General features: G+C 63.3%; 11 protein-coding genes and 8 tRNA genes. 16 read left to right on the top strand and 3 right to left on the bottom strand.

The features are described 5' to 3' along the window. The first annotated feature begins 28 nt into the window (after positions 1–28). Both B0G62_RS09570 and B0G62_RS09565 read left to right on the top strand, forming a co-directional pair. Positions 29–122: transfer RNA gene (locus B0G62_RS09570), tRNA-Ser, on the top strand. Between the two features lie 653 nt (positions 123–775). Next, positions 776–1,117, top strand: a complete 342-nt coding sequence (locus B0G62_RS09565) for a hypothetical protein (RefSeq protein WP_103703942.1) — start codon at positions 776–778, stop codon at positions 1,115–1,117. Positions 1,118–1,268: 151 nt separating this feature from the next. Here B0G62_RS09565 and fabI read toward each other — a convergent pair whose 3' ends face one another. Continuing rightward, positions 1,269–2,060, bottom strand: coding sequence for an enoyl-ACP reductase FabI (fabI, locus tag B0G62_RS09560; protein WP_103703941.1), 792 nt, complete (start codon positions 2,058–2,060; stop codon positions 1,269–1,271). Between the two features lie 125 nt (positions 2,061–2,185). Between fabI and B0G62_RS09555 the strand changes: the two genes are divergently transcribed. The 5 genes from B0G62_RS09555 (at position 2,186) to B0G62_RS09535 (ending at position 8,784) form a co-directional block, all read left to right on the top strand. Then, entirely contained in the window at positions 2,186–4,102 is a 1,917-nt protein-coding gene (locus B0G62_RS09555; RefSeq protein ID WP_103703940.1) for an extracellular solute-binding protein, read from the top strand. A gap of 25 nt (positions 4,103–4,127) precedes the next feature. After that, the gene (locus B0G62_RS09550) at positions 4,128–5,165 is read left to right on the top strand and encodes a microcin C ABC transporter permease YejB (RefSeq protein WP_103703939.1); all 1,038 of its coding nucleotides are present in this window, start codon (positions 4,128–4,130) and stop codon (positions 5,163–5,165) included. Between the two features lies 1 nt (position 5,166). Next, a complete protein-coding gene (locus B0G62_RS09545) occupies positions 5,167–6,273 on the top strand; it encodes an ABC transporter permease (protein WP_103703938.1) in 1,107 nt (368 codons plus the stop codon). After that, the gene (locus tag B0G62_RS09540; protein ID WP_103703937.1) at positions 6,270–7,901 is read left to right on the top strand and encodes an ABC transporter ATP-binding protein; all 1,632 of its coding nucleotides are present in this window, start codon (positions 6,270–6,272) and stop codon (positions 7,899–7,901) included. Before B0G62_RS09545 ends, B0G62_RS09540 begins: the two co-directional genes overlap by 4 nt. 160 nt (positions 7,902–8,061) lie before the next feature. Continuing rightward, a complete protein-coding gene (locus tag B0G62_RS09535) occupies positions 8,062–8,784 on the top strand; it encodes a C40 family peptidase (RefSeq protein ID WP_103703936.1) in 723 nt (240 codons plus the stop codon). Positions 8,785–8,881: 97 nt separating this feature from the next. Here B0G62_RS09535 and B0G62_RS09530 read toward each other — a convergent pair whose 3' ends face one another. Beyond that, positions 8,882–9,799 carry a patatin-like phospholipase family protein gene (locus B0G62_RS09530; RefSeq protein ID WP_103704112.1) on the bottom strand — a complete coding sequence of 306 codons (918 nt, stop codon included), beginning with the start codon at positions 9,797–9,799 and terminating at the stop codon, positions 8,882–8,884. 548 nt (positions 9,800–10,347) lie between these two features. Between B0G62_RS09530 and gltX the strand changes: the two genes are divergently transcribed. The 9 genes from gltX to B0G62_RS09485 all read left to right on the top strand — a co-directional run bounded on the left by gltX (position 10,348) and on the right by B0G62_RS09485 (position 13,655). Beyond that, positions 10,348–11,769, top strand: coding sequence for a glutamate--tRNA ligase (gene gltX, locus B0G62_RS09525; protein ID WP_103703935.1), 1,422 nt, complete (start codon positions 10,348–10,350; stop codon positions 11,767–11,769). A gap of 223 nt (positions 11,770–11,992) precedes the next feature. Continuing rightward, a tRNA-Ala gene (locus tag B0G62_RS09520) sits at positions 11,993–12,068 on the top strand. Between the two features lie 55 nt (positions 12,069–12,123). Then, a tRNA-Glu gene (locus B0G62_RS09515) sits at positions 12,124–12,199 on the top strand. Between the two features lie 78 nt (positions 12,200–12,277). After that, positions 12,278–12,354 (top strand) — tRNA-Asp (locus B0G62_RS09510). Between the two features lie 70 nt (positions 12,355–12,424). Next, positions 12,425–12,500, top strand: a tRNA-Glu gene (locus B0G62_RS09505). An 83-nt stretch (positions 12,501–12,583) separates the two neighbouring features. Beyond that, positions 12,584–12,660, top strand: a tRNA-Asp gene (locus tag B0G62_RS09500). A gap of 77 nt (positions 12,661–12,737) precedes the next feature. Beyond that, positions 12,738–12,813: transfer RNA gene (locus tag B0G62_RS09495), tRNA-Glu, on the top strand. Between the two features lie 79 nt (positions 12,814–12,892). Beyond that, a tRNA-Asp gene (locus tag B0G62_RS09490) sits at positions 12,893–12,969 on the top strand. Positions 12,970–13,190: 221 nt separating this feature from the next. After that, on the top strand, positions 13,191–13,655 hold the full coding sequence (locus B0G62_RS09485; protein WP_103703934.1) for a GNAT family N-acetyltransferase: 465 nt from the start codon (positions 13,191–13,193) through the stop codon (positions 13,653–13,655). Between the two features lie 27 nt (positions 13,656–13,682). On the opposite strand, the gene B0G62_RS09480 is transcribed toward B0G62_RS09485, so the two are convergent. Continuing rightward, on the bottom strand, positions 13,683–14,570 hold the full coding sequence (locus tag B0G62_RS09480; protein WP_103703933.1) for an AraC family transcriptional regulator: 888 nt from the start codon (positions 14,568–14,570) through the stop codon (positions 13,683–13,685). Between the last annotated feature and the right edge of the window lie 157 nt (positions 14,571–14,727).

The raw sequence follows: 14,727 nt of genomic DNA, 5'->3' as shown, positions 1-14,727 counted from the left end.
TGCCTCCCTGGCGCCAACGAGGTTTTCGGGAGACGTGGCCGAGAGGTCGAAGGCACTCCCCTGCTAAGGGAGCATCTGGGCCAAAACCTGGATCGAGGGTTCGAATCCCTCCGTCTCCGCCAGTAATGGCGGTGGAAACCCCGCAAGTCTAGGCTTGCGGGGTTTTTCTTTTTCCGGATGTCGTTCGGCGAGCGGCTCACGGTGTACTCGCTGCCTCTACGGCAAATGTGGCAGTGCACTCCAATAGGAGTGCGACGCTTTTCCTCCTCTCCGCAAATTCGAAGTGTTCTGGCGCAAACACGCGCAAGTCATGCGACCGCAATTTAATCTGGAATCCGAATTAAATTGCAGGTGACGGTTGCGACGCAAGTGCGCTTGCGAAATCTGCTGGAAGCACCTCTGTAAGCGATTCGGCAGGCATATCGTATGCGTTCGTAGGGTTGCGCGGCACCTGCGAGATACGCGCTCGAATATAGGCTGCGTGCGCACTCACGCTTGATGCAAAGCGATGATATCCTCCCGGTCGCCGCATCCAGGACCGGGCGTGTGCTTCGCGCAAACGGTTGCGCTTGATGCGGCGGGCACGCTGGAATGCTGGCGGGAAGAGGCCTCTTCGCAGGCTCTGCGTTGCGGCGACCTGTCCTATGTAACGAGACGTTACCCAGGTGTGTTCGGCGTGCTTTTGTGCATCAGTTATTACAAAGTTGAAATACGCGGGCTGGGGAGCCTGCGCTATATTGGCTTCAACAAAACATCAACCCCAAAAGGTGAGTCCATGAAGTTCGCTCGTGTTGTTGCAATGCTGCTCGGGGGCTTGGCTATCGGTGCGTCGAGCGCGGCCTTCGCTGGCGTGAGCGTCGGTGTCAACATCGGTATTCCGGCCCCGGTTTATGTCGCTCCGCAGCCGGTCTATGCTCCGCCGCCGCCGCCCGTCGTCTATCAGCCCGCACCGGTGTACGCCGCGCCGGCGATCGTGATTGGCTGGCACGGTGATCGTTACTGGGACGGCCGCCGCTACTGGGCCCGCGATGACTGGTATCGCCATCACGGCGGTGGTTACGGTCCGGGCCGTGGCCATGGCTACGATCACGGCGGCCCTCCGGGACACTGGCATTAAGCCGAATTCATTCGACGCCGCGCGTGTTTCTGGTCGCAGAGCACGCGTCGCGCTGGAAGCAAAAAAGCCGCCCACAGGCGGCTTTTTTGTTGCTTGCAACGGTTGCCTGCGCAACAAAGTCGATGCGGCAAGACGCGAATCGCGGAGCGTCCTACTCGCCCAGATGCGCCATGCCACCGACGACGGCATTGAAGCCTGCATCGACGTGCACGATTTCAGCCGTTACGCCGCCCGCCAGATCCGAAAGCAGGAACGCTGCCGTATTGCCGACCTGTTCGATCGTGACATTGCGCTGCAACGGCGCATTGTGTTCGACGAAATCGAGAATCTTGCCGAAGCTCTTGATGCCGCTCGCCGCAAGCGTCTTGATCGGGCCAGCCGAAATGCCGTTCACGCGCACGCCCCTGGCGCCCAGCGAAACCGCGAGATAGCGCACGCTTGCTTCGAGCGACGCCTTGGCAAGCCCCATCGTGTTGTAGTTCGGAATCGCGCGCTCGGCACCGAGATAGGTGAGGGTGAGCAGCGCCGCGTTGTCGGCCAGCATCGGCTGCGCGGCTTTGGCAAGCGCCGGGAAGCTATAAGCCGAGATATCGTGCGCAATGCGGAAATTCTCGCGCGTCATGCCGTCGAGAAAGTCGCCGGCGATCGCCTCGCGCGGCGCGAAGCCGATCGAATGCACCAGACCGTCGAGCGTGTCCCAGTGCTGTTTGAGATCGGCGAAGAGGGCGTCGATCTGCGCGTCGTCGGCCACATCGCAGGCAAACACGAGATCGCTGCCGAACTCCTGGGCGAATTCGGTGATGCGCTCCTTGAAGCGCTCGCCGACATAGGTGAAGGCGAGTTCCGCGCCTTCGCGTCTGCAGGCCTGCGCGATGCCATAAGCGATCGACCGGTTCGACAGCAGACCGGTCAGGAGAATGCGTTTGCCAGCGAGGAAGCCCATGGAATCTCCTGAACAGGTTCGGTGCAGCCGATGCAACGTGCCGGTGTGTGCCGTCGCGCGGTTTGGGTAGAATTCTCCCACACTTGACCTGGCACTCCGGACACCCCCGGCGGACACCCCGATCTATGACGACAGGAACGCGAGGCAGTACAGCGTGGCGGCGCGCAGGACGCACACGACGGATTGAGCGAGCCTTCGCGGCCGTCACCGCCGCCTTTGCGCTGACGTGGATCACGATGCCCGCCGCGCACGCGGTCTACGCGATCGCGCAGTACGGCGAGCCGAAATACCCCGCGGACTTCAAGCACTTCGACTACGTGAACCCGGCTGCGCCCCAGGGCGGCACGCTGGTGCTCGCGAATCCGGACCGCTCGACCAGCTTCGACAAGTTCAACCCGTTCACACTGCGGGGCAACGTCGCGCCGGGTATCGGCATGCTGTTCGAAAGCCTGACGACGGGCAGCATGGACGAGGTGGCCTCGGCCTATGGCCTGCTCGCCGACGATATCAACGTCGGGCCCGATCGCCTGTCGGTGACGTTTCATCTGAATCCGCGCGCGCGATTTTCGAACGGCGACCCGGTTACCGCCGCCGACGTGAAGTTCTCGCTCGATACGCTCAAGAGCCGTCAGGCCGCGCCGTCGATGCAGGCCTACTACAGCGATATCGTGCAGGCCGTGGTGGTCGATGCGGCCACGATCCGCTTCGAGTTTCGCAACAACAATCGCGAACTGCCGCTGATCGCGGGCGGCATGCCGGTGTTCTCGCACAAGTGGGGCTTGCGTGCCGACGGCAGCCGTATCGCGTTCGACCAGCTCGCCTTCGAGGAGCCGATCGGCAGCGGTCCTTACGTGATCGAGCGCTACTCGAATGGCCGCACGATCACGTATAAGCGCGATGAGCACTACTGGGGCCGTGATCTGCCCGTGCGCGTGGGCCAGAACAATTTCGACCGCATCGTCTACAAGCTCTACTCGGACGACGTCGCGCGGCTCGAAGCGTTCAAGGCCGGCGAATACGATGCGCTGGTCGAGTACGTCGCGCGCAACTGGGTGCGCCGCGACATCGGCAAGAAGTTCGACAGCGGCGAACTCGTGAAACGCGAATTCCCGCAGCACAACGGCACCGGCATGCAGGGCTATGTCATCAACGTGCGCAAGCCGCTGTTCCAGGACGTGCGCGTGCGGCAGGCGCTCGATCTCGCGCTCGACTTCCAGTGGCTCAACCGCATGCTGTTCTATAGCCAGTATCGGCGCATCGACAGCTGGTTCGTCAATACCGATCTGCAGGCCAAAGGGCCGCCTTCGCCGGGCGAAATGGCCTTGCTCGAACCGTTGCGCAAGCAACTGGATCCGGCGGTGTTCGGGCCGCCACCCGCGCAACCGGACACGAATCCGCCCCATTCGCTGCGTGCGAATCTGCTCAAGGCGCGCGCGCTGCTCGCCGATGCCGGCTGGACCTATCGCGACGGCGCGCTGCGCAACGCCAAAGGTGATCCCTTCGTGATCGAAGTGCTCGACGACACCGCGGCGTCCGCGCAGTGGGCGCCGATCATGGCGCAATACACCCAGGCGCTCGCGCGGCTGGGCATCGGCGTGAATTATCGTTCGGTGGATTTCGCGCTGTATCAGAAGCGCCTGGACGACTTCGACTTCGATCTCACCACGATCAAGTTTCCCGACGTGCAGGTGCCGGGCGCGGAGGAGCTTGACCGCTTCGGCAGCAAGGCGGCGGCCGAGTCCGGCTCGGGCAATCTGATCGGCCTGAAGTCGCCCGCGGTCGATGCGATCATCAAGGCGCTGATGCAGGCGCAGACGCGCGAGCAATTGCTCGACGCCACCCATGCGCTCGACCGGGTGCTGCTGCACGGCTACTATGTGGTGCCGCAGTGGTACAGCGCGACACATCGCGTGGCCTATAAAAACACGCTCGCGTATCCGGCGACCCTGCCGCTGTACTATGGCGCGATCGACTGGATCATCTCGACGTGGTGGCTCAAGCCGCAGCCATCGCAGTCGCAGTCACAACCGCAGCCGCATTGACCTTCTTCGACGGAACACGTCCATCATGTGGAGCTACATCGTCAAACGCCTGCTGCTGATGATCCCGACGCTGCTCGGCGTGCTCACGCTGACCTTCGCCGTGATCCAGTTCGTGCCGGGCGGCCCCGTCGAGCAGGCCGTGCGCGACCTGCGGCGCGGCGCGGAGCAGGGCATGCCGTTCGGTATGCGCGCGCATTCGGGCGTCGACGCGCAGCAGATCGCCCAACTCAAGCAACTCTATGGCTTCGACAAGCCGCCGCTGCAGCGTTATTTCATGATGCTTGGCCGCTTCGCGCGTTTCGATCTCGGGCAGAGCTATTTTCATCACCAGAGCGTGTGGTCGCTGGTGATCTCGAAGCTGCCGGTGTCGATCAGCATCGGCCTGTGGACCTTCTTTTTGACCTATCTGATATCGGTGCCGTTGGGCATCGCCAAGGCGGTGCGCAACGGCTCGCGCTTCGATCTCGTCACGAGTCTCGTCGTGCTGGTCGGCTATGCGATTCCGGGTTTCGTGCTGGGCGTGCTGTTGCTCGTGCTGTTCGGCGGCGGCAGTTTCCTGCAACTGTTTCCGCTGCGCAATCTCACGTCCGACGACTGGGACACGCTCTCGCTCGGCGGCAAGATCGTCGATTATCTCTGGCACATCACGCTGCCCGTGACGGCGTCGGTGGTCGGCAGCTTCGCGGTGACGACGATGCTCACCAAGAACGCCTTCCTCGAAGAAATCCGCCGCCAGTACGTGCTGACCGCGCGCGCGAAGGGTTTGTCCGAGCGCACCGTGCTCTGGAAGCACGTGTTCCGCAATGCCTTGCTGCCGCTCGTGGTGGGCTTTCCGGCGGCGTTTATCGGCGCGTTTTTCACGGGCAGCCTGCTGATCGAGACGCTGTTCTCGCTCGACGGTCTGGGCCTGCTGTCCTACGAGTCGGTGGTGCGGCGCGACTACCCGGTCGTGCTTGGCACGCTGTATCTCTTCACGCTGATCGGCCTGTTGACCAAGCTGATTTCCGATCTTTGCTACGTGTGGGTCGATCCCCGCATCCAATTCGAACAACTGGAGCGCTGAGTTGAACCGAGTCCGCACCGGCGCCGAACCCGAGCCGCGCACCGAGAGCGTGCGCGCCTTCAAGTCGCCCACGCCCGCGCGCCGCGTCTGGCTGCGCTTCAAGCAGCAGCGCCTGGGCTACTGGAGCCTGATCGTCTTTATCGTCGCGTTCGCGGCGAGCCTGGCCGGCCCGCTCTGGTGCAACGACAAGCCGATCGTCGTGCGTTACGAGGGGCATCTGTATTTCCCGCTTTTCAAGGACTATCCGGAGACGGCCTTCGGCGGCGACTTCCCGACACCCGCCGATTATCTCGATCCGTATATCCGCCATCGCTTCGACACGCCCGGCAACTTCGCGCTCTATCCGCCGAATCCGTACTACTACGACACGCTCAACTATTTTTCGAAGGTGCCGAACCCCGCGCCGCCGTCGCGCCAGAACTGGCTCGGCACCGACGCGAGCGGGCGCGACCTGTTCGCGCGGCTGCTGTATGGCTTCAAGGTCTCGGTGGAGTTCGGGCTGGTGCTCACGGCCATCGGCACCTTGCTGGGCGTGCTGGCGGGCGCGTTTCAGGGCTACTTCGGCGGGCGTATCGACATCGTCGGGCAGCGCCTGATCGAAATCTGGAGCGCGCTGCCCGAGCTTTATCTGCTCATCATCTTCGCGTCGATCTTCGAGCCGGGCTTCATCCTGCTGATCGTGCTGCTGTCGCTGTTCGGCTGGATTGGGCTGTCGGACTACGTGCGCGCGGAGTTCCTGCGCAACCGCAATCAGGACTATGTGATCGCCGCGCGCGCAATGGGATTGTCGAACTGGCAGATCATCTGGCGCCACGTCCTGCCCAACAGCCTGACGCCCGTTATCACGTTCCTGCCGTTTCGCATGAGCGGATCGATTCTCGCGCTCACGAGCCTCGACTTTCTGGGTCTGGGCGTGCCGCCGCCCACGCCGAGCCTCGGTGAGTTGCTCGCGCAGGGCAAGGGCAATCTGGACGCGTGGTGGATTTCGATGTCGACGTTCGGCGTGCTCGTGGTCACGCTGCTGCTCCTGACCTTCATGGGCGACGCGCTGCGCAACGCGCTCGATACGCGCATTTCCGACGCCATGAAGGCCGGAGGCAATCAATGAGCGCGCTGCCTGAAGCCATCGGCACGATGAGCGAAACGCCGCTGCTGTCGATCGAGAACCTGAGCGTGCGCTTTGGCGACACGCTCGCGGTGGACGATATCGCGCTGACCATCGGGCGCGGCGAGCGCGTGGCGCTGGTGGGCGAGTCCGGGTCCGGCAAGACCGTCACGGCGCTGGCGATTCTGCGCCTCTTGAGCGACGCGCGGATCGACGGCGCGATCCGTCTGGACGGCGACGATCTGCTCGCGAAAAGCGAACGCGCGATGCGCGGCCTGCGCGGCAACGAGATCGCGATGATCTTCCAGGAGCCGATGACGGCGCTCAATCCGCTCTACACGATCGGCGAGCAGATCGCCGAGACCATCGTGCTGCACGACGGCGTGCCGAAGAAAGCGGCGTATGAGCGCGCCGTGGGGCTGCTGGAGCGCACGGGCATTCCCGAGCCGCGCCGGCGCCTCTTCAGCTATCCGCATCAGCTCTCGGGCGGCCAGCGCCAGCGCGTGATGATCGCGATGGCACTGGCGTGCCGTCCGCGCCTGCTGCTGGCGGACGAACCGACCACGGCGCTCGACGTGACGATACGCGGCCAGATCGTCGATCTGCTGCTCGAACTGCAGCGCGAGGAGGCGCAGCGGCGCGGCATGTCCGTGCTGCTGATCACGCACGACCTCAATCTCGTGCGCCGCTTCGCGCAGCGTGTGGCGGTGATGGAGAAGGGCAGGCTCGTCGAAACGGGGACGGTCGAGCAGATTTTCGCGTCGCCGCAGCATCCGTACACGCAGCGGCTGATCGCAAGCCGCCCCGAGCGCAACGTGCTGCCCGTGCTGCCGATCGCGCCGGTGCTGCTGGAAGCGAAGGACGTGAGCGTCGATTTCGCGACCCGGCTGCCGGGTTTTCAGGGCTGGTGGCGGCGCGGGCGCTTTCGTGCGGTCAACGACGCGAGCGTGTCGGTGCGCCAGGGTGAGACGCTGGGCATCGTCGGCGAATCGGGGTCGGGCAAGTCGACGCTGGCAATGGCCTTGTTGGGTCTGCAACGAACCGCGGGCGGCGGCGTCGAGTTTCAGGGGCGTCCGATCGCGAGTTATCAGGGTCGTGAGCGCATGGGACTGCGCGCGCATCTGCAGGTGGTCTTTCAAGACCCATTCAGTTCGCTTTCGCCGCGTCAGACCATCGAGCGCATCGTGGGGGAGGGGCTGGCGCTGCACCGGCCCGAACTGTCCGCCGACGAGCGTCGCAAACGCATTGTCGGCGTGTTGCGCGAAGTGGGCCTCGATCGCACGGCGTTGCAACGCTATCCGCATGAATTTTCCGGCGGCCAGCGCCAGCGCATCGCCATCGCGCGCACGCTGGTGCTTGAGCCGCGCGTGATCGTGCTTGATGAGCCGACCAGTGCGCTCGATGTGTCGATCCAGCAGCAGGTCCTGCGATTGTTGACGGACCTGCAACGCAAATACAACCTCGGGTATGTGTTCATCAGCCACGATCTGGCGGTGATCGGAGCGATGGCGCATCGCGTGGCGGTGATGCAGAACGGGGCGATCGTCGAAGCTGGAGACGTAACAAAAATCTTTGACGAGCCCGCCCACGCTTACACGCGAAAGTTGCTGAAAGCGGCCTTCGATCGCTGAACGTCCTGAGAACTTTAGAGGGAATATTGGTGAAATTCACCAATGAGGTGCGCGTCGCGATTGTATTTTTCTATAACTTTTGACACACAAATACTATCTGGCTAGTATCGTCCAAACTTTTCTTCTAACTCCCTGATTTACGGGCAATTTCTACCGACCCATGCAGCACCGATACCTGACCCAGGCTTGCACGCGCGTCGTCGCCGGCATGTTCATCGGCGTACTGATGGCAGCAGCTAACGGCGCATTCGCCGACGAAGCTAGCAGCTTTAACCAGAATGTCTCATTCGCCCCCTCCAGCCAGGCGAATTCGCAATCGCTCCCTTCGGCCCAGGCGGCCGTTCAGAACGCACCTTCGACCCCTTCAACCTCCTCGGGCACGCAATCCGCACCGGCCGAGGGCGGCGCACGCGCATTCCTTTCCGGCATGGCCGGCAAGGCTGGCGATGTCGTCGTTGGCGCCCTGAATATGATCGGCGTGCGTTACCGCTGGGGCGGCAATACGCCGGATTCGGGGCTCGATTGCAGCGGCTTTGTGCGCTATGTGTTCCAGGATACGCTGGGCATGAACCTGCCGCGCCGTGCTGAGGAAATGAGCCGCGTCGGCGAAAAGGTGAGCATGAGCAACCTGAAGCCGGGCGATCTCGTGTTCTTCAACACGATGCGCCGCACGTTCTCGCACGTCGGCATCTATATCGGCGACAACAAGTTCGTGCATTCGCCGTCCACCGGCAGCACGATCCGCGTCGACGACCTGGACGACGGCTACTGGGAAAAGCGTTTCACGGGCGCTCGCCGTGTCGAGACCTCGTTCACGCCGGATCAGCAGCAAAGCCTCAAGCAGCGCGTGAGCGCGCAGTTTGACACCACCGGCGGCAACTGATCGCGGTTTTACCGGGTCAGTGTCAACGCTCCGGGCAACAAAAAGCCTGCTTCATCGAAGCAGGCTTTTTTGCGTCTGTGCGCCGTGAATTCGTCGCTCAGACCACTGCGCCGCGCGCTGCCGCCAGCTTGCGTTCGATTTCCGCAGCCGCGCGCGCACCGGCTTCCTCGCCCGCGAGGATTGCCGCGTTGCGCTGCGTGAAGTCGCTGCTCGACATGGCGCTGAGGCTTGGGCGGATCACCACGTCGGCGTATTTGTCGAGTTCATAGGTCTTGATCGACTGGCCCATGATCGTGAAGGTCTGCATCAGCACGTCGAACTGGCTGAGCGTCGAAGCCGATTCCGGCCGCGACGAAATATCCACGGCGATCACGAAATCGGCGCCCATTTTCTTCGCGAACGAAGCCGGGACCGGGCTGACCAGTCCGCCATCGACGTATTCGTGACCGGCTATCTTCACCGGCTCGAAGATCGACGGAATGCTGCAAGACGCGCGCACGGCGATGCCGGTATTGCCGCGCTGGAACAGGATCGGCTGGCCGGTCTGCAGATCGGTCGAGACGACGCCGAGCGGCTTGTTCATCTTCTCGATCGGGCGGTCGTGCAGCGTCGTGTTGAGGAAGTTCTGCAACGCCACGCCTTGCAGGATGCCGCGCGTGCGAAACGGCATGGCCCAGTCGCTGATGGACGCTTCGTCCATCGTCAGCGCGAGCTTGTTGAGCGCGAAACCGTTCATGCCCGACGCGTAAAGCGCGGCGACCACCGATCCCGCGCTCGTGCCCGTGACCAGATCGACCTGAATGTTGCGGGCCTCCAGTGCCTTGATCACGCCGATGTGCGCGAAACCCCGCGCGGCGCCGCCGCCGAGTGCGAGGCCCACGCGGATCGGGCGCTGCGTGCGCGCGACGGGCGGCGGGGCAACCTGCGGCTTGTTGTCGGGAGACTGCGTGCCGGCGCTGGTGCAGGCCGCAAGGACGCCGGACGCGGCCGCGAGCGAAAAGTGGCGGCGGCGCAGCGAAAACGACGCGCTTGCTGCAGAGGAAGAACCGGAAACAGACTCAGATCCGGATTGCGGGACGGGCGGCAGGGCGGGCTTCGAGCTGGGCTTCAAGCAATTTCTCCAGGCGGCGTGCGAACAGGCATGAGCGTGTGGCGGGCGCGCCGCGTTTGTTCTCGTGGCCCGCGTCGGCGGGCCGGTTCAGGCCGGCGTGGGCGCCAGCGCGCCGACATAATAAGGCAAAGCGCCATGCGCGAACGCGTTGTGCGTGTAACGCGATGTGACGTTTGATGTGGGATGAATTTCATCCCGAAACATCGTCATGCGGCGCAAATGGCGCGGGCCTTTGCCCCCCGCGCCCAGGGACGGCCGAAGCGTCGTGCGCCGGGTATAATCCCGTCTCTAATTTTCCCGGTTTTTCGTTCGCTTTCGGCGCTGCGCGATACGCATACGCGTGCCCCGCGCCGCGAACCTACGCCGTCCGCCGCCGGCCGGTTCCGCCATCTTCGTCACGCACGGGATACGCGAACCGGTCGCGAGACAGCACCGTCCTCGAGTATTCGCCCATGACCACGACTCCCGTCCGTACCCGTTTCGCGCCGAGCCCGACCGGCTTCATCCACCTCGGCAACATCCGCTCCGCGCTTTATCCCTGGGCCTTCGCGCGCCACAACAAGGGCACCTTCGTGCTGCGGATCGAGGACACCGACGTCGAGCGTTCGACCTCCGAAGCCGTGGACGCGATCATCGAAGGCATGGCGTGGCTCGGCCTCGATTTCGACGAAGGTCCGTTCTACCAGATGCAGCGCATGGACCGTTACCGCGAAGTGCTCGCGCAGATGCAGCAGCAGGGCCTCGTGTACCCGTGTTACATGTCGACCGAAGAACTCGACGCGCTGCGCGAGCGCCAGCGCGAAGCGGGCGAGAAGCCGCGCTACGACGGCACGTGGCGCCCGGAGCCGGGCAAGGTCCTGCCCACGCCGCCCGAAGGCGTGCAGCCCGTCCTGCGCTTCCGCAATCCGTTGACAGGCGTGGTGGCCTGGGACGACGCCGTGAAGGGCCGTATCGAAATCTCGAACGAAGAGCTCGACGATCTCGTGATCGCGCGTCCGGACGGCACGCCCACCTACAACTTCTGCGTGGTGGTGGACGACCTCGACATGAAGATCACGCACGTGATTCGCGGCGATGACCACGTGAACAACACGCCGCGTCAGATCAACATCCTGCGCGCGCTGGGTGGCGAACCGCCGGTCTACGCCCACCTGCCGACCGTGCTCAACGAGCAGGGCGAGAAGATGAGCAAGCGCCACGGCGCCATGAGCGTGATGGGCTACCGCGACGCCGGCTATCTGCCGGAAGCGGTGCTGAACTATCTCGCGCGTCTTGGCTGGTCGCATGGCGACGCGGAAGTGTTCACCTGCGAGCAGTTCGTCGAGTGGTTCGATCTGGATCACCTCGGCAAGTCGCCGGCCCAGTACGACCACAGCAAGCTCAACTGGCTCAACAACCACTACCTCAAGAGCGTCGACAACGCGCGTCTGGCCGAACTGACGAAGCCGTTCCTCGCCGAACTGGGCGTGGACGACGCCGCGCTCGCCAAGGGCGCGCCGCTCGACGGCGTAGTCGCGCTCTTCAAGGATCGCGCCAACACGATCAAGGAAGTGGCCGAAAGCGCCGCGATGTTCTACCGTGAGCCGCAGCCCGAAGCCGATGCCATCGCCCAGCACGTCACCGACGCGGTGCGCCCGGCGCTGGCCGATCTGCTCGCGGCGCTCAAGGGCGCGCAGTGGGAGAAGGCTGCGATCTCGGCCGCCTTCAAGGCGACACTGGCCACGCACAAGCTCAAGATGCCGCAGTTGGCCATGCCGGTGCGCCTCTTCGTGGCAGGCACGACGCACACGCCGGCCATCGATGCAGTGCTCGAATTGTTCGGCCGGGATGTGGTGGTGGGCCGCATCGAGAAGGGTATTTCTGCTTCCTCGTAAAAAAATGAAGTTTTCTTGCTCTGGCACTAGCGCCGGAGCAAGAAGTCCTGTAGTATTCGGTCTCCGTTGAACGCGGAGCGCAAGAAAAGCAGCAGATCTTGCGACAAGTACCGAGAATCAAGCAACGAAGTTTCGCCAAAACTTCAAAGCGTAGTAAAAAAATGATTCGAAAGTGCTTGACAAGAGTGAAATTGATGTTTAAAATTTCGCTTCTGTTTTGCAGGGGGGTATAGCTCAGCTGGGAGAGCGCTTGCATGGCATGCAAGAGGTCAGCGGTTCGATCCCGCTTACCTCCACCAACAAAACAGCGTGTTTGGCAGTAAAGTGTAGCAAGGCATTATCTGCAAAGATCATGTCCCCTTCGTCTAGAGGCCTAGGACATCACCCTTTCACGGTGAGTACAGGGGTTCGAATCCCCTAGGGGACGCCAGACATAGGCGTCGTCAACGAGGTTGACGCTGCGGCAGGTGGGAAGGAAGTCAATGCCCATCTGTTTATGTCGAAAGCTGGAGCGGTAGTTCAGTTGGTTAGAATACCGGCCTGTCACGCCGGGGGTCGCGGGTTCGAGTCCCGTCCGCTCCGCCAGATAGAAGCCCGCTCAGAAAGCGTGAGTGGGCTTTTTAGTTGTAAGAGTTTAAAGGCGTAAGCCTATGCTGTCCCCTTCGTCTAGAGGCCTAGGACATCACCCTTTCACGGTGAGTACAGGGGTTCGAATCCCCTAGGGGACGCCAGAATCATGCGGCGCCAAAGAGTCAAGGCGAAGCCGCCAGCGGGGATCTAACCGACACCGCCGGTGTAGTAGTCAAGCAGTACTGGAGCGGTAGTTCAGTTGGTTAGAATACCGGCCTGTCACGCCGGGGGTCGCGGGTTCGAGTCCCGTCCGCTCCGCCAGATCAAGTTGCCGGAAACTTCGCGCAAGTTGTGCGAAAACTTCAGGTAGCATGTAGTTCAAGGCGCAAGCCTGTGCTGTCCCCTTCGTCTAGAGGCCTAGGACATCACCCTTTCACGGTGAGTACAGGGGTTCGAATCCCCTAGGGGACGCCAAATTCAAAGTGGCGCCACAAGTAGTCAAGGCGACGCCGCCAGCGGGTCTAACCAACGCCCGCCGGTGATGCAGCAAGCTGGAGCGGTAGTTCAGTTGGTTAGAATACCGGCCTGTCACGCCGGGGGTCGCGGGTTCGAGTCCCGTCCGCTCCGCCAGATAAGAAGCCCGCTGGGTCAAACCAGCGGGCTTTTTCTATTTCTTTCGCGCTGGGTTTCACGCCGGCTTTCTTGCCGGATTGTCCCGGCCGCTCTCCAGCCGCCTCTCGCGATATTTCCGCCCAGTACGGACAAACGGCCATTGCCTGCGCCCGCGCGTTATCGTAGCGTTGTCGAAATTTCGAATTTTCGCGATAGCCGCCTTAGTCGCCTTACCCGCCATGTTCGCACCGAACGACATTCCGTCGCGCTTCCAGCTGCGCCACGCCACCATGCACGACTTCGAGTTCGCCGAGGCGCTCACGCGCCGCAACATGGGCGGCTACTACCAGCGGCATCATCTGATCTGGCGCGGTGATCTTTTTCTCGCCAGCTACCGCGAATCGGAAAATTTCATTCTTGAACTCGATGGCGAGGCCATCGGCGTGCTGCGGGTGACGCAGGAAAACGATTCGCTGCATATCCGCGATGTCCAGATTGCCGAAGGCTATCGCGGCAACGGGGCAGGGACCTTTCTGCTCGACATCTCGCATCGCTGGGCGCGCGAGCGCGGCCTGCGCGAACTGCAACTGCGCGTATTCGTCGATAACCCGGCGGCGCGGCTCTATCTGCGCATGGGCTACCGGGTGGCGGGGCCACGGCTGGCGCGGCTCGGTTCGATCCGGCACATGACGCGGCTGGTCTGAGCGTCTGCTTTCGCTGCAACGCGTCGTTCAGGCGTCGTGGGGCGCCGCGATCGGCTCGTCGTTGGTCGCCTCTTCTTCCCGCTGATCGTCTTCGCGCTCGCCGGTGCCGCGTGCGATGAACGCGCGCGGACTTTCGCCGAAGGCGCGGCGGAACATCGCAGAAAACGCGCTCTGGCTTTGATAGCCCAGTTCCTGCGCGACGATCGACATCGGCTTGCCCTGATTGAGCAGCGGAATCGCACGCGCGAGGATCGCCTGCTGGCGCCATTGTGAAAAGCTCACGCCCAGTTCCTGACGGAACAGCCGCGCAATGGTGCGCGTGCTCGCGCCGACCTGCGCGGCCCAATGTTCGAGCGAACCGGGCGCGGCCGGATCGGCGATCAAGGCCTCGCAGAGCGAGCGCAGGCGCTTTTCCTCGGGCATCGGCACGGCGAGCGGCAGGGGCGCGGAGCGCGTGATCTCGTCGAGTGCGACGGCGCCGAGCAGCCGCTCGCGCGCAGGCCCGATGGCGTGCTGGTCGAACGCGGCGATCGCTTCGCGCAGCAGCCCCGACACCTCGACTACCCGGCATGCGTCGAGCCCCGGCGGAATCACCGAGGCATCGACATAGAGCGTGCGCAAGAACGCGTCTTCGACGATCGAGACTTCGTGCGTCACGTGAGGCGGCACCCAGATGGCGCGCGAAGGCGGCACCATCCAGGTCGTGCCGGGCGTGGCCATGCGCAGCACACCGCGCGAGGCGTAGGCGAGCTGCGCCCACGCATGTGTATGGCGCGCGATACGCACGCCTGCCGCCATCGGCCGCGAGCGCACGCGAATCGGATGCTCGCTGGTCGGCTCGAACTCGCGCGGAATATCGGCGAGTTCAGCGGGCGGCAACGGGTCGGGCAGCAAGGGGAGCGAGGCGGCGGGCATGGCGGGTCTGAGCGATTCTGTCGGCATCATTTTAGGCGGGTCTGGTGCAACGCGAACAGCCTCGTGAGAATCCGCCTACGAACGGCTCGCGCGCCGAATCCGCAGACGCAGCAACGACAAAGGCCCGACGGACTTGCATCCGCCGGGCCTCTTTCAT

Origin of the sequence: Paraburkholderia eburnea, assembly GCF_002917095.1 — a bacterium.
Classification (GTDB): Bacteria; Pseudomonadota; Gammaproteobacteria; order Burkholderiales; family Burkholderiaceae; genus Paraburkholderia; species Paraburkholderia eburnea.
This window is presented reverse-complemented; position numbering and strand designations above follow the sequence as displayed.

Bases quoted from the DNA above. Each gene is read 5' to 3' on its own strand.
- gltX (WP_103703935.1), top strand. From the start codon at position 10,348: ATGACCACGACTCCCGTCCGTACCCGTTTCGCGCCGAGCCCGACCGGC.
- B0G62_RS09485 (WP_103703934.1), top strand. From the start codon at position 13,191: ATGTTCGCACCGAACGACATTCCGTCGCGCTTCCAGCTGCGCCACGCC.
- B0G62_RS09550 (WP_103703939.1), top strand. From the start codon at position 4,128: ATGTGGAGCTACATCGTCAAACGCCTGCTGCTGATGATCCCGACGCTG.
- fabI (WP_103703941.1), bottom strand. From the start codon at position 2,060: ATGGGCTTCCTCGCTGGCAAACGCATTCTCCTGACCGGTCTGCTGTCG.
- B0G62_RS09540 (WP_103703937.1), top strand. From the start codon at position 6,270: ATGAGCGCGCTGCCTGAAGCCATCGGCACGATGAGCGAAACGCCGCTG.
- B0G62_RS09565 (WP_103703942.1), top strand. From the start codon at position 776: ATGAAGTTCGCTCGTGTTGTTGCAATGCTGCTCGGGGGCTTGGCTATC.
- B0G62_RS09535 (WP_103703936.1), top strand. From the start codon at position 8,062: ATGCAGCACCGATACCTGACCCAGGCTTGCACGCGCGTCGTCGCCGGC.
- B0G62_RS09480 (WP_103703933.1), bottom strand. From the start codon at position 14,570: ATGCCCGCCGCCTCGCTCCCCTTGCTGCCCGACCCGTTGCCGCCCGCT.
- B0G62_RS09555 (WP_103703940.1), top strand. From the start codon at position 2,186: ATGACGACAGGAACGCGAGGCAGTACAGCGTGGCGGCGCGCAGGACGC.